The organism is Streptomyces sp. NPDC018610, from assembly GCF_044391765.1.
Classification (GTDB): domain Bacteria; phylum Actinomycetota; class Actinomycetes; order Streptomycetales; family Streptomycetaceae; genus Streptomyces.
Map to the genome: position 1 here is coordinate 1040681 of NZ_JBISAL010000001.1, position 12313 is coordinate 1052993.

A 12313-nucleotide genomic window follows, 5' to 3' on the forward strand; every position below is an offset into this window, starting at 1 on the left:
GCCCCCCCCCTGCGCCCCGGGCCCCCCCGGGCCGGGGCGCCCCGGGGGGGGGGGGGGGCCGGGGGGCGGGGGGGGGGGGGGGGGGGGGGCCCCCCCGGGGGGGGGGGGGGGGGGGGCCCCCCCCCCGCCCCGCTTCGGCGCCGCGCGGCCGGTCCGGCCCGGGGCCGCTCGCCGTAAGGTTGCACACATGAACGATCGCATGGTGTGGATCGACTGCGAGATGACCGGCCTCTCGCTGTCCGACGACGCTCTCATCGAGGTGGCCGCCCTCGTCACCGACTCCGAGCTGAACGTGCTCGGCGAGGGAGTCGACATCGTCATCCGCCCGCCGGACGCCGCGCTGGAGACGATGCCGGAGGTCGTGCGCCAGATGCACACCGCCTCCGGCCTGCTCGCCGAACTGTCCGGCGGCACGACCCTGAAGGACGCCGAGGACCAGGTCCTCTCCTACGTCCGCGAGCACGTGAAGGAGCCCGGCAAGGCGCCCCTGTGCGGGAACTCGGTCGGCACCGACCGCGGCTTCCTGCTGCGCGACATGCCGGCCCTGGAGGGCTACCTCCACTACCGCATCGTGGACGTCTCCTCGATCAAGGAGCTGGCCCGGCGCTGGTACCCGCGGGCGTACTTCAACAGCCCGGAGAAGAACGGCAACCACCGCGCCCTCGCCGACATCCGCGAGTCCATCGCGGAGCTGCGCTACTACCGCGAGGCGGTCTTCGTCCCGCCGCCGGGCCCGGACTCCGACACCGCCAAGGCGATCGCCGCGAAGCACGTCCTGCCTGCTCAGCGGGGCTGAGAGGGGTCCCTCGGAGGGGCGCCGCGAAAGTCGTGCGCGAGCACCCCTTCGGACCCTGTACACTTTTTCTCGGCCGGTCGGGGAAACGACAAAGTCAACCGATGCCGGTCATGGTGGGTGTAGCTCAGCTGGTAGAGCACCTGGTTGTGGTCCAGGATGCCGCGGGTTCGAGTCCCGTCACTCACCCTCTGGAATGAGGCCGGTGATCTGCGGAAACGCAGTCGCCGGCCTCATTCGTCTCTCCTGTGGCCACACCGGTGGCCACCCGGGATCTTGAGAAGGGTCCCACGGTCCTCCCATGGCGAGCATCCGCGGGCGCGTCCGCCAGGACGGCAGCACCGCACATCAGGTCCGCTGGCGTGAAGGAGGCTCCCGCGACGGCGCCCCTCAGTCCGAGGTCCTCGACTCCGAGCCGGAAGCCCTTCAGTTCAAGGCGCTCGTGGACGCCCACGGACAGCACTGGCCCACGGGGTGGGTCAAGGCGAGGGCTTCGTCCAGCCCGGCGAGGGCGGGCAGGACAAGAAGGCCGTGACCTTCGAGGCGTGGGCCGAGCACTTCGTGGAGACCCTCACCGGCGTGGAGGTCCGCACCCGACACGACTACCGCGCGACATCAAGAAGCACTTCCTCCCCCTCTTCGGGGACAAGGACGTCTGCTCCCCCGAGGCCATCAGCCCCGACCACATCCAGGCCAACGTCGGCGCCGTGCTGGCCCTGCTGCTGGCGATGACAGCTCAGGTGGTCTCGCACCTGATCGAGGCTGGTTACATGGCCAAGGGTCCCTTCGTCGTGGTGGCCGTCAGCGCGGTGCCTCCGTTGGTCACGGCGCACACCCTGCACCTGGCGAGCGTCAGCCCCTCGAAGCCCGTTCCTCCCCCGCTGACGGCCGAGCCCGAGGCGGTGACAGCGAACGTCAGCCGGGCCCCAGAGCCCCCGTGGAAGCCCCCGACGCCCAAGTGTGGTCACCGCCTCTCCAGCCGCCTGCGCAGAGGCCCGTCAGCGCCGCTCTGACGGCAGGCCCGAAGGTGGTGACGACCCGCGTCAGCCCGGAGCCGGAGAATGCCCGGGAGAACCCGCAGAGCCCACGGCGGACCAAGCCGTCCGGCGACTCTACGACGAGCTGGGGAGGACATCTGACAGTCGAAGGTCTCGACCACCGAGGCCAGAAGCTCCTTCGGCACTTGGACGTCGCTCGGGCCGAGAAGGTCACCCGGGCGAAGGCCAAGCGCGTACTGGTGCCTGCTGCCTGACACGGGACGTGTGAGACTACTTCGGCAGGACTTGACCTTGGTCTGTCACGTAGTAGTCGTTCTTGCACTGCATGAGGGCAGCTTCGTCCACGTTCGTCGGCCCGCCCGCCTGCTGACTGCAAAACCTGGTCAGGATCTGGAACTTCTGCGCGGCGGAGACCCCGGCCGGCTGATTGTTCTGCTGTTGCAGGTTCTGCGGCTGGTTGTCGGTCTGACCCTGCACCCACGGATCCGGGGACGCGCCCGAGCTGCCGTCAGAACCGATCACCGCTCCGCCCAGGAAGAACGAACCGACAGCAACGGCGACGACTCCACCCCATAGGGCCGCAGGTCGCCGCCACCAAGGCGTCTCCATCCTCGACAGGATGGCCTGGTACTCCGGGTCGTTCTCGTACTCGTCCCGCCAATCGTTCTGCGAGTCCGCGGCCATGTGCACCGTGGGAGCGCCGGACGGACGCGGGGGGACGTTCGGGGGAAGTGGCGAAGGGTTCTCCACGAGAGCCTCCTTGGAGCCCTGACCGGCAACTACGTGGTGCACGAGGAGTCGGGCGGCACAGAGTATCCACGAGACCTACATGGGTTCTACACGTAGGTCCGGGTCGTGATCTAGCCGTGAGGTTCGCCTGACGGTCCCATCAGTGCTTGATGACTCCTTCGTCACCTCACCGTCACGAGTGCCGAGAAGGCGATCCGGACCGCGCTACCCGGCTGAGCTTCCGCGTTGCCGCCTGAGCACGAGAGGATACGTTCACCGTTCCTTCGTGGAAGCTCAGGAGGCCCTGATGAGCACCGCTGGTCCCAACCTCTGCCTATGCGGCTGCGACACCGAGATCGGCGAGGACAGCACCTTCGCATCCGGACACGACAGTACGTACATGTGGCGAGTCCTCAAGGAGGACTTCGGCGACCGCAAGGGCGTCAGCGAGCGCTTCCTCGACTGGTACCTGAAGAACCGCCCCAAGAGGTCATGAGGCGGGGCTCTCCAACTGCTGTTGCGGGACGGTGTCGTTGACACTCCCCCGCGGAAGAGGATCGGTCGGCTTCAGGACGCCCCCAAACTCGGGCAGCTCGGCTGCGGAGAATTTCAGGATCAACGCCGCCTGGAGATGGGCCTTGAGAGCCGGGTCACCGACGTCCTCCAGCAGCCGGACCGCCTGCCCGGCGTCCCTCTCCGCATTCATGTCCTGGCGCAGCGACTGGGTCTGCGACTCCATGTGCTTCAGCGCCTGGTCAGCCCTGCGATGGAACAAGGTTGCCGATGACCGTCATCAGGAGGCCAGCCACACTCGCCGTGACGGAGGCGTACTGGTCCCCCGTGCTGTCCGCCTTGGAAATCGCCATGGCGATACCGGCCAGGAGTATGAGGCCGCCCAGCGTGGAGCAGGCAAGACCTCGGTGAGGCCCTGACCAAGGTGGCGCGGCATATCGGCGATGACGACGCCGGCGACCATGCCGGCAACTGACGCGATCAGGCCACCAACAGCGTCCACGCACGCTTCACGAGCAGAGGCATCAGCCGATCTCGCCAAGTGGGGGGACAGATGTAGCCGCTGGACATGCCGCCGTGGGCGAATTGCTCCCGGTACACCTGCGTCTCTCGTTCGGTGACGAGGTCGACCCCCACGACCTCGCTGAAAGCCGCACGCAGAAGGCCGCGCACCTCGTCTGCCGATGTCGGAATCCCGGAACCAGCCAGGTGATCACGAAGGGCCCGTCAGGCGTAGGGGTCGCCGCGCAAACCCCACTGCTCCGGCACGGTGTAACCCTTCTCTGGCACCCCCGCGACTTCGCGTGGGACGAACCGCGTTCCTCCACGCGCTGGACGCCCTGGTCCTCGCTGAGCTGGATCGCGCTCACGAGGCCCGGGGAACGGTTCGACGCGATGCTCCCAAGAACCCCCGAGGAGACGCCGTGCACAGCACCGCCTTCCCCTGGCTGAGCCGCCTCACGGACGAGGAGGCCTACGAGTTCCTGGACGAGGTGATCCGGGCCGCTCAGGACGCCGGGACCCACTGGTCAAGGTCCCCCGGATCAACGAGTGGCGGAGGTGTGGACGCGGCCACACGCGTGACCACACGGACGACATACACTGCAACCGAACGCTCGTCGAAACTCACCAGGATGTCCTGGTTGGAGGGAACGCCGAGGTCAAGCCTCTTCAAAGGATTGGGTTCGAGTCCCGTCACTCGTGTGGCCGAAGAGGCCGGTGACCCGAGAGAATCGGGTCACCGGCCTCTTGCGTACGGGGAATCCCCATCACGTCCGATCAGCCGTCCGATCGCCTGTCCGTTCCGTCACGGGTCTGTCCGCACCGGGGAGTCGTATGCGCGCCGAAGCCGTCCGCGCCGGTCGTCTCGAGCTGGTGCCGCTGGGTGTCGAGCACGCCGGGGAGATGGCCGGGGTGCTGTCCGATCCGGCGCTGCACCGCTTCACCGGGGGCGCGCCGCTCGACGAGGCGGGGCTGCGGGCGCGGTACGAGCGGCTGGTGGCCGGCTCTCCGGACCCGGAGGTGTCCTGGTGCAACTGGGTGCTGCGGGTGCGGGAGGGCCGCCGTCCGCTGGTGGGCACCGTGCAGGCCACGGTCACCGGCGCGGGTGCGGTGGCCGCGATCGCCTGGGTGGTGGGGACGCCGTGGCAGGGGCGCGGGTTCGCCTCACAGGCGGCGCGTGGGCTGGTGGGGCTGCTGGAGCGGCGGGGTGTCGGCGTCGTCGTCGCGCATATCCACCCGGAGCACCGGGCCTCCGCCGGCGTCGCCCGGGCCGCCGGGCTCACGCCGACCGGTGAGGTGGCGGACGGCGAGGTGGTGTGGCGGCGGACGCTCGGGCCGTGAGCGGCCCGGCGGGACGGCCCCGCGGGTGCGACGACACCCGAACGACGCCCGACGGCCACAGGGGCGTCCCGCGGCCACGAGGCCGTCCCGTGCGGCGGACACGAGGCGTCAGGCCCCGGCCCCCGGCTACGACGAGGCTCGGACCACCAGCTCGGTCGGGAGCACCGCGTGCCGGGGCTCGTGACCGGGGGCGCCGGGCGGGCGGCGGTCGGCGATCTCCGTCAGCAGCAGGTCGATCATGGCGCGGCCCATCTCCTCGATGGGCTGGCGGACGCTGGTCAGCGGCGGGTCCATGTGGCGGGCGATGGCCGAGTCGTCGTAGCCGACCAGGGCCACGTCCTCGGGTGTGCGCCTGCCCCGCTCGCGCAGCACCTGGCGGGCGCCGGCCGCCATGACGTCCGAACCGGCGAAGACGGCGTCCACGTCGGGGGCGTTCTCCAGCAGCCGCGCCATCGCGCGCCGGCCGCCCTCCTCGGTGAAGTCGCCCCGCTCGACTAGGAGTTCGTCCACGGGCAGGTCGGCGTCGCGCAGGGCGTCGCGGTAGCCGGCCAGGCGCCGCTGGGCTCCGTACACGTCCATGTGGCCGGTGATGTGGGCGATACGGCGCCGGCCGCCGGCCAGCAGGTGTTCCACCGCCGAACGCGCGCCGCCGTAGTTGTCCGAGTCCACCGAGGTCAGGGTCTCCGCCGCGGAGCGCGGGCCGCTGATCACGGCGGGGATCTCCAGCTGGGCCACCAGGTCGGGCAGCGGGTCGTCCGCGTGCACGGACACCAGCAGCACCCCGTCCACGCGGTGCGCGGCCAGGTACTGGGCGAGCCGGCGGCGTTCGCGGTCGCCGCCCGCGAAGGTCAGCAGCAACTGCATCTCGGTGTCGGCGAGTTCGGCGCCCACACCGCGCAGCATGTCGGAGAAGTACGGCTCGGCGAAGAACCGGGTCTCCGGTTCGGGGACGACCAGCGCGATCGCGTCCGTGCGGTTGGCCGCCAGGGCGCGGGCGGCGGTGTTGGGGACGTAGCCGAGTTCGGCGACCGCCGCCTCGACGGCGGCGCGCGTGGCGTCGCTGACCCGGGGCGAGCCGTTGATCACCCGGGAGACCGTGCCGCGGCCCACGCCGGCCCGGGCCGCCACCTCCTCGAGGGTCGGCCGCCGACCGCCACGGTTCCGCCCGCCGTTGACCATTGTGGTGCCTTCCGTTCGCAGCCGTCTGGGCAGGAATGTAACAGCCTGCCGCCGGCCGCCCCGTCCCCGATCGTCCCTCGTCCGGCCGGGACTCCTCCCCCGCGGGCGCGCGGAACGGCGGCGGGGCGCGGCCGGTGTCCCCGGCCGCGCCCCGCGTGCCCGTCGGCCCCGCCCGCACACCCGCCGGACGGGCGGTCGCACCCCCGCCGGCAGGCGGCCGCGCTCCCGCCGGTCAGGCCGCGCGCTCGCTCACCGGGTCGTCGGCAGGGCGTTGGCGCGGATCACGTCGGCGTACCAGTGGGCGCTCTCCTTGGGGATGCGGCGCTGGGTGGAGTAGTCGACGTAGACGGCGCCGAAGCGCTTGGAGTAGCCGTAGGACCATTCGAAGTTGTCCAGCAGGGACCACAGGAAATAGCCGCGCACGTCCGCTCCGTCGGCGATCGCCCGCCGTACGGCGTCCAGGTGGGTGTGCAGGTACGCGATGCGCTGCGGGTCGTTCACCCGGCCCTCGGGCGAGACGTAGTCGTCGAAGGCGGCGCCGTTCTCGGTGACCATCAGCGGCAGCCGCGGGTGCGACTTCGCCAGGCCGGTCAGCAGGGTGTGCAGTCCGCTCGCGTCGATGGCCCAGTTCATCGCGGTCAGGTCGTCGTTGGCGAGGTGGAAGGCGATGTGGTCGGAGCCGGTCCACGGGGAGTGGTCGCTCGCGCCGTGCCCGTCGTTCTTGGTGGTGCCCGCGCCGTCCACGGGGTGTGAGACCACGGTCGGCGAGTAGTAGTTGACGCCGAGCAGGTCGATGGGGCGGGAGATCTCGGCGAGGTCGCCCTCGTGCACCAGTCGGCCCCAGTCGACGAGGTGCGCGGTGTCGGCGAGCAGGTCCTCGGGGTAGGCGCCGTCCAGGATGGGCCCCGTGAAGACCCGGTTGCCGACCGCGTCGATGCGGCGGGCGGCCTCGACGTCCTCGGCGCTGTCGGTGAGCGGGCGCACCTGGTGCAGGTTGAGGGTGATGGAGGTCTGCGCGGAGGACGGCAGCACCGAGCGCAGCGCGCCGATCGCCTTGCCGTGGGCGAGGTTGAGGTGGTGCGCGGCGCGCAGGGTGGCGGCCGGGTCGGTGCGGCCCGGGGCGTGCACGCCGGAGCCGTAGCCGAGGAAGGCGCTGCACCAGGGCTCGTTGAGGGTGGTCCACACGCCGACCCGGTCGCCGAGGGCGCGGGCGACGAGGTCGGCGTAGTCGGCGAAGCGGTCGGCGGTGTCGCGCTGCGGCCAGCCGCCGGCGTCCTCCAGCTCCTGGGGGAGGTCCCAGTGGTAGAGGGTGGCGACGGGGGTGATGCCCGCTTCGAGGAGTTCGTCGGTGAGCCGGCGGTAGAAGTCCAGGCCGCGCTCGACGGCGGGGCCGCGGCCGGTGGGCTGGACCCGGGACCAGGAGACGGAGAAGCGGTACGCCTTCAGGCCGAGGTGCTTCATCAGCGCCACGTCGTCGCGGTACCGGTGGTAGTGGTCGGCGGCGATGTCACCGGTGTCGCCGTTGCGGACCTTGCCGGGGGTGTGACTGAAGGTGTCCCAGATGGAAGGGGTGCGGCCGTCCTCGGCGGCGGCGCCCTCGACCTGGTAGGCGGCGGTGGCGGCGCCCCAGACGAAGCCGGTGGGGAAGGAGAGGGAGGAAGGGGTGTCCGAGGCCGACTGGGCAGTGGTCTCGGGTCGTACGGCGGTCATGGTGAGAACGCTCCCAAAGTGGCGTGGAGGAAAGAACGGACAGTGGTCCGGCGGTGGGGGGAGGGACCGGGTGCGGGGGTGGGCGCCGCGGTCCTCGGGGCGGGACGGGACAAGACGGTGGGACACCCGGTCCGCCGGGGCCGGGGCTCCGGTCGTACGGGCTCGGGCGTCCGGTCCGGTACGGCTCGCGTACGGGCCGTACCGGACCGGACGGGTTGGCCGGCCGGCGTGCGGGGCGGGCGATGGTGATCGCCGGCCGACGTGCGGGGGCGGCCTGACCGGGCGGGTCAGGCGGGTCGGTTCGCTCCGGCCGGGGCGGCGGACATGCGGCCTGATCCGCCCCCCGTGACCGGGCCGGGAGGACCGTGCCGGACGGCGCGGCCGGGCTGGAACCGGGGGCCGGTCCGGGCTGCCCGGACCGGGCGGGATCCCGGCCGAGGCGACCCGGCCGGACGGTCCCGGCCGAGGTGGAGCGGAGGCAGGGGCGGCCGGGGGCGGGTCGGGGCGCGGGCCGGTCCGTGCGCGGGTGGACCGCGACCGGCGCCCGGCCCGGGGCACGGTGCGCCCCGTACCCGGTGACGGTCCGGCCGCGGAGTGCGGGCGGCCGGGCCCGTGGCCGGGCGGCCGCCCCGCGTGCGGCCCGGTCAGCCCTTGACCGCGCCCGCCATGATGCCTCCGACGATCTGCTTGCCGAAGATCACGAACACCAGCAGCAGCGGCAGCGTGCTGATCAGCGCTCCCGCCATGACGATGCTCTGGTCGGGGGTGTAGGAGGCGCTGAGCTGGCCGAGGGCCACCTGGATGGTGGGGTTCTCCTGGTCCAGCGCGAGGAACGGCCAGAAGAAGTCGTTCCACGCCTGCACGAAGGTGAGCATGCCGAGCACCATCATCGCGGGCCGGGCGGCGGGCAGGACCACGTTCCACACGATGCGGATGTTGCTCGCCCCGTCGACCTTGGCCGCTTCGATCAGCTCGTAGGGCAGCGCCTCCAGCAGGTACTGCCGCATGAAGAAGACGCCGAAGGCGCCGACCAGGGTCGGGAAGATCACCGACTCCAGTTTTCCGTTCCAGCCGATGTCCGACATCATCATGTACAGCGGCACGACGCTGAGCTGCGGCGGGATCGTCAGGGTGGCGATGACGGCGGTCATGAGCGCGCCCCGGCCGCGGAAGCGCATCTTGGCGAAGGCGTAGCCGGCCAGGGTGCAGAAGAACAGCGTGGCCGCGGTGATGCAGCCGGCCACGATGACGGTGTTGACGATGGCCTTGGCCAGGTTGGCCTGGTCCCAGGCCGCCTGGAGGTTGTGCCACAGTCTGCCGCCCGGCACCAGCGGGGGCGGGTTGTCCAGGACCCGTGCCTGGTCGTGGGAGGCCGCCACCAGCGTCCAGTACAGCGGGAGGATCGACCCCAGGCCGACGACGGTCAGGGCGATGTAGGTGAACGGCCCGCCCTTGAGCTGCTGCCCGGCGCCGATCTTGAAGCGGTTGCCGCCCTTGCCCGGGGCGGCGGGGAGCGGTGCCGGGGCGATGCCCGGCGCGGTGTTGGTGGGACTGGTCGTGGTCATCGATATCGCTCCCGTCAGGCCGCGCTCTTGCGCATGATCCGGCCGACGATCCAGTTGATCAGGGCGATGAGCAGCAGCAGGACGAGCATCGCCCAGGCCACGGCCGCCGCCGGGCCCAGGTGCCCGAGCTTCCAGCCGTAGTTGAAGAGGTAGATGCTCAGCGTCTCGTACTGGTGCTCGCTGCCGCCGACGGAGCCGAGCGTGCCGCCCTGGAGCAGCAGCGGCTCACCGAACAGCTGCATGGAGCCGATCGTCGAGATGACGATGGTGAACAGGATCGTCGGCCGCAGCGCGGGGATGGTCACCTTGCGGAACTGCTGCCAGCGCGAGGCTCCGTCGATCGAGGCGGCCTCGTACAGATCGGTCGGCACGGCCTGCATGGCGGCCAGGTAGATCAGGGCGTTGTAGCCGGTCCAGCGCCAGATCACGATGACCGAGATGGCGATCTTGGAGGTCCACTCCCCATTGCCCCAGTCGGTGTTGCCGGCGCCGAAGAAGTGCAGCACCCAGTTGAGCAGGCCGCCGTCGGCGCGGAAGACCAGGGCGAAGACCAGGGCCGCGGTGGCGACCGAGGTGGCGTACGGGGTGAGGATGACGGTCCGCCAGAAGGTGCTGGCGCGCAGCTTGTAGTTGAGCAGGTGGGCCAGGCCGAGCGCCACGAGCAGCTGCGGGACGGTGGAGATGACGCCGATGATGAAGGTGTTGGCGACGGCCGTCCAGAACTCGGAGTCCTGGAGGATCTTGGCGAAGTTGTCGAAGCCCACCCACTCGGACTGGTCGAGCCCCGTCATCTCCACCCGGTGCAGGGCGATCCAGCCGGTGTAGAGGAGGGGGTAGAGCCCGAAGGCGCCGAAGATGAGGAAGAAGGGGGCGATGTAGGCGTACGGCGACGCCTTGTCGTCGAAGCGCCACAGCCGCGAGCGCCACTTGCTGGGTCCCTTCGACGCGGTGCCGGTACCGCCGGGTGGCGGGGTGTAGGCGCCCCGTGCGGGGGTTGTCGTTGCCACGGAGGGAGTCCTTCCCTGGAGGTCTGGGCCGGGTACGGGGCGGGAGGGGGTCGGGGCCGGGCGTCCGTTCCGCCGCTCCCGGCGCGGATCGACAACGGTGTCGACGGTCCGTACCGCGGCCTGTCGTGCGTGCGGGGCCGGGCCGCCGCACGGCCGGGCGCCCGCGGCGGTGGCGGGGCGGTGTCGCGGGTCCGGGCCCTGGTCCGGTCCTGGTCCGCGGCGACGGCGGGGTGCGGGGCCGGCTTCCCGGCGTGGTCACCCCGTACGAGGACCACGTCCGCGCCGCCGGCCGCCGCTGCGGCGAGGTCCGCGGGCCGTCGTCCGGTCCGGGTCCCGGGCCGTCGTGCGGGTCCGGGCCGGTGGCGGCCGCCGCCGTCGTCACGGGCCCGGGTCCGCCGCGGCGGACCGTACCGCCGTCACACAGCCCCGCGCCCCCGGTGGCGGCCGCCGTACGGTCCGGCGCCCCCGGCGGCAGTGGTCATACACCCCGAGCCCGCCGCGGCGGCCGCGGGGTGCGGCTGTCGCGCGCGGGCGCGGTGCGGGCGGCCGGTCGGCCGCCCGCACCCCGGGCTGTGCTCAGCCGATCGCCTTGTCGACCGAGTCGGTCACGGCCTTCCAGGCCTTGTCGGAGCTGGTGCCCCGCGTCTCCATGTTGTTGATCTGGTTGGAGATCGAGTCCTTGATCACGCCGTCCTTCGCGCCGAGAACCGCCTCGGGGATGGACTTGGCCTCGTCGGCGTAGATCTCACCGATCGGCGCGTCGCTGAAGTAGGGGAGCTTGGCGCTCTTCACGCTGGCCAGCTCGTAGGCGCCCTTGTTGGACGGGAAGACGCCGACCGCCTTGAACACGGCGGCCTGCTGCTCGGGAGCGGTCAGCCACTTGACCAGCTCGACGGCCTCCTTGACGTGCTTGCCGCCCTTGGGAACGGCCAGGAAGGAGCCGCCCCAGTTGGCCGCGGTGGTGCCGGGCGCGCGGGAGATGTCCCACTTGCCCTTGTAGGAGTCACCGGAGTAGGTCGAGATCTGGGCGGCCATCCAGGCCGGGCACACCATGGAGGCGATCTGGCCCTTGCGCAGCGCCGTCTGCCACGGGACGCCGAACTGGGGCAGGCCCGCGCTCAGCTTCTTCGAGGCGGTCTCGGCGGCCAGGTTCCAGCCCTGCTGGACGGCCGGGCTGTCCTTGTAGATCGGCTTGCCGTCGGCGTCGTAGTACTGCTTGGCGGAGGAGCTGACGACCGCGTTGTACATGGCGCTCGCGGAGTCCATGAAGTGGGTGCCGGAGGGCGCCTTCTTCTGGTACTGCTCACCGAGTTTGAGGTAGTCCTCCCAGCCGCCCGCGACGGCCTTGGCGACGGCCTCGCGGTCGGTGGGCAGGCCCGCCTTCTCGAAGAGGTCCTTGCGGTAGCACAGGGACATCGGGCCGATGTCGGTGCCGGCGCCGATGACCGAACCGTCCTTCGCGGTGGCCTGCTTCTCCTTCCAGGAGACCCAGTCGCTCACGTTGATGGACTTGCTGAGGTCGGTGAACTTGCCCGCCTGGGTGTCGACGACCTCCTTGATGCGGCCGACCTCGATGCCCGTGACGTCGCCCAGACCGCTGTTCGAGTTCAGCTGCTGAAGGAACTTCGGGTAGTACTGCTGCTCTTCGGCGGTGGTCTCTTCCTTGACCGTGATGTTCGGGTGCAGCTTGTGGTACTGCTCGAACAGGCCGGCTTCCTTGTAACCGAACTGACCGAAGTCGGCCAGTTTGAGGGTGATGTTCCCGTTGGAGTCCGCGGCGTCGGAGTCGCCGTCGTCGCTGCTGCAGCCGGTCAGCAGCAGGGCGGAGGCCGTCAGGACCGTCGTGGCCATGGCCGCTGCTCTGCGGCCACGACCGCCGCCGGTACGGGTGATGCGCATTCCACTACTCCTTGTTCCAGTGGGGAACGGGACCTCAGGAATCAGACCGTCGGGGTTCGACGGCCCGGACCTGCCCTC

The 12313-nt window shown here is 71.2% G+C and carries 12 protein-coding genes and 1 tRNA gene; 5 read left to right on the top strand and 8 right to left on the bottom strand.

Annotated features, from left to right (window positions below):
- The first annotated feature begins 187 nt into the window (after window positions 1-187).
- From orn to ACH5A8_RS04545, 3 genes are all read left to right on the top strand, one after another.
- A complete protein-coding gene (gene orn, locus ACH5A8_RS04535) occupies window positions 188-796 on the top strand; it encodes an oligoribonuclease (protein WP_396318908.1) in 609 nt (202 codons plus the stop codon).
- A 113-nt stretch (window positions 797-909) separates the two neighbouring features.
- Window positions 910-982: transfer RNA gene (locus ACH5A8_RS04540), tRNA-His, on the top strand.
- A 356-nt stretch (window positions 983-1338) separates the two neighbouring features.
- Window positions 1339-1806 carry a hypothetical protein gene (locus ACH5A8_RS04545; RefSeq protein ID WP_398997838.1) on the top strand — a complete coding sequence of 156 codons (468 nt, stop codon included), beginning with the start codon at window positions 1339-1341 and terminating at the stop codon, window positions 1804-1806.
- A 255-nt stretch (window positions 1807-2061) separates the two neighbouring features.
- Here ACH5A8_RS04545 and ACH5A8_RS04550 read toward each other — a convergent pair whose 3' ends face one another.
- Entirely contained in the window at window positions 2062-2541 is a 480-nt protein-coding gene (locus ACH5A8_RS04550) for a hypothetical protein (RefSeq protein WP_398997840.1), read from the bottom strand.
- A 286-nt stretch (window positions 2542-2827) separates the two neighbouring features.
- On the opposite strand from ACH5A8_RS04550, the gene ACH5A8_RS04555 reads away from it, so the two are divergent.
- Complete coding sequence (locus ACH5A8_RS04555; protein ID WP_398997841.1) at window positions 2828-3016, top strand: hypothetical protein; 189 nt, start codon at window positions 2828-2830, stop codon at window positions 3014-3016.
- Here the strand turns inward: ACH5A8_RS04555 and ACH5A8_RS04560 are convergent.
- Both ACH5A8_RS04560 and ACH5A8_RS04565 read right to left on the bottom strand, forming a co-directional pair.
- Window positions 3011-3259 carry a hypothetical protein gene (locus tag ACH5A8_RS04560; RefSeq protein WP_396318871.1) on the bottom strand — a complete coding sequence of 83 codons (249 nt, stop codon included), beginning with the start codon at window positions 3257-3259 and terminating at the stop codon, window positions 3011-3013. The genes ACH5A8_RS04555 and ACH5A8_RS04560 overlap by 6 nt on opposite strands.
- A gap of 16 nt (window positions 3260-3275) precedes the next feature.
- Window positions 3276-3539, bottom strand: a complete 264-nt coding sequence (locus ACH5A8_RS04565) for a hypothetical protein (RefSeq protein ID WP_396318872.1) — start codon at window positions 3537-3539, stop codon at window positions 3276-3278.
- Window positions 3540-4368: 829 nt separating this feature from the next.
- Here ACH5A8_RS04565 and ACH5A8_RS04570 point away from each other — a divergent pair.
- The gene (locus tag ACH5A8_RS04570; protein WP_398997845.1) at window positions 4369-4875 is read left to right on the top strand and encodes a GNAT family N-acetyltransferase; all 507 of its coding nucleotides are present in this window, start codon (window positions 4369-4371) and stop codon (window positions 4873-4875) included.
- A gap of 126 nt (window positions 4876-5001) precedes the next feature.
- Here the strand turns inward: ACH5A8_RS04570 and ACH5A8_RS04575 are convergent, their stop codons facing one another.
- The 5 genes from ACH5A8_RS04575 to ACH5A8_RS04595 all read right to left on the bottom strand — a co-directional run bounded on the left by ACH5A8_RS04575 (window position 5002) and on the right by ACH5A8_RS04595 (window position 12235).
- On the bottom strand, window positions 5002-6054 hold the full coding sequence (locus ACH5A8_RS04575) for a LacI family DNA-binding transcriptional regulator (RefSeq protein WP_398997847.1): 1053 nt from the start codon (window positions 6052-6054) through the stop codon (window positions 5002-5004).
- Between the two features lie 249 nt (window positions 6055-6303).
- Window positions 6304-7764 carry a GH1 family beta-glucosidase gene (locus ACH5A8_RS04580; RefSeq protein ID WP_398997849.1) on the bottom strand — a complete coding sequence of 487 codons (1461 nt, stop codon included), beginning with the start codon at window positions 7762-7764 and terminating at the stop codon, window positions 6304-6306.
- Between the two features lie 644 nt (window positions 7765-8408).
- On the bottom strand, window positions 8409-9329 hold the full coding sequence (locus tag ACH5A8_RS04585) for a carbohydrate ABC transporter permease (protein WP_398997851.1): 921 nt from the start codon (window positions 9327-9329) through the stop codon (window positions 8409-8411).
- A 14-nt stretch (window positions 9330-9343) separates the two neighbouring features.
- Window positions 9344-10336, bottom strand: coding sequence for a carbohydrate ABC transporter permease (locus ACH5A8_RS04590; protein ID WP_398997853.1), 993 nt, complete (start codon window positions 10334-10336; stop codon window positions 9344-9346).
- A gap of 576 nt (window positions 10337-10912) precedes the next feature.
- Window positions 10913-12235 (bottom strand): ABC transporter substrate-binding protein, encoded by a 1323-nt coding sequence (locus tag ACH5A8_RS04595; protein WP_398997856.1) that lies wholly within the window; start codon window positions 12233-12235, stop codon window positions 10913-10915.
- Window positions 12236-12313: the final 78 nt, after the last annotated feature.